Origin of the sequence: Clostridium sp. SGI.024 (assembly GCF_050315195.1) — a bacterium.
Classification (GTDB): domain Bacteria; phylum Bacillota; class Clostridia; order Clostridiales; family Clostridiaceae; genus Clostridium.
Genome location: NZ_JBNPON010000141.1, coordinates 1 through 1,226, shown reverse-complemented (window position 1 = coordinate 1,226; position 1,226 = coordinate 1). Strand labels below are relative to the sequence as shown.

The 1,226-nt window shown below is 25.3% G+C and carries 1 protein-coding gene; it reads right to left on the bottom strand.

Translation table 11 applies throughout. The features are described 5' to 3' along the window. Positions 1-826, bottom strand: an 826-nt coding sequence (locus ACQRD5_RS17100; protein WP_427747106.1) for an NPCBM/NEW2 domain-containing protein, incomplete at its 3' end; no start/stop codon positions are given. Positions 827-1,226 lie beyond the last annotated feature (400 nt).

Here is a 1,226-nt window from a genome sequence, read left to right as displayed (position 1 = left end):
CCTTATCATTTAATAACCAATCAAATGTATCTTTAACTTTATTATTATCTCTTAAATTACTTTGAAGAGTTTCATATCCTAATCTTCTAACTAATTCTCTCTTTTGAAGGATTTCTTTACTAGAAGATAAGTTAGATTCTAAATTAACCTTTTTAACTTCTTCATCATATTGAGCTAGAGTTTTTATACCTTGATAAAGGTCATCATTTAAATCATAGCCCTTTTTAAGTAATCTAGCATCAGCATAAACTGAATGGTCTGCTTCATTACCCCCATTAGTTTCAGCTATTAATCTTAAATATTTAACACCTTCAATATTTATATCTACTAATACAGACTCATCTTTAGCAGTAATTACACCAGTAGTTTTTACATCTTTCCAATCTGTACCATTTTCAGAAGTAGAGATTTTAAATGTTACCCCATTACCTCTACCTCTCATAGAGTAATCTACACCTATATTTGCTGTAAACTTAGTATAATCATCTGAATATTTTTCTATATCATATACTAATGTAGATTTTGCATGAGCTCCTACACCCTTAGCAAAGTTTATAACTTCACCATTTTTTATTAATTTGATAACACCATTATCTATATTTTTATCTAACTTTATGCTACTATAACCTACACTTGACTTATTAGCAACATACTCAATATCAGATAAATATAAATAGTTCTTATTGGCTTGAGTTTCCTCACTTACTACTCTTGTATTATTCGACTCTTCTGCATAAGCTTTAACAGTATTGTGTGAAAAAGGATTTAACACTGCAGACGCTACTAAAATCCCTGCTAAAATTAACGATAGACCTTTTTTCTTCAAAAATATCCCCTCCCATAAAAATAATCATAAATAAGTAACATTTTATTTGTAAATTATTCTATATATCCTCTAAAAATTCTTTTATACCTTCTAGGATTCATACAATAATTGAGCTAATCCATTTCAACTTTTAAATACTTTCTCAGTTGCATAAAGCTTTCAAATATTTAATCTTTATAATTCAGACTTTTAATCATTACTTTTCTTTATATTTATTTTCCCTATTTTATATCACTTCCTTATAAAAACATAATTTATATATTATTTTCACATTTTTAAATAAAGAATTATTTGTAATAGAGGATGATTAGAATATTTGACTATTATTTTATTGTATTTTTCAATAAATATAAATACTGTTAAATAAAAACAATTGTTATTTACAAAAATTATTTTAAAA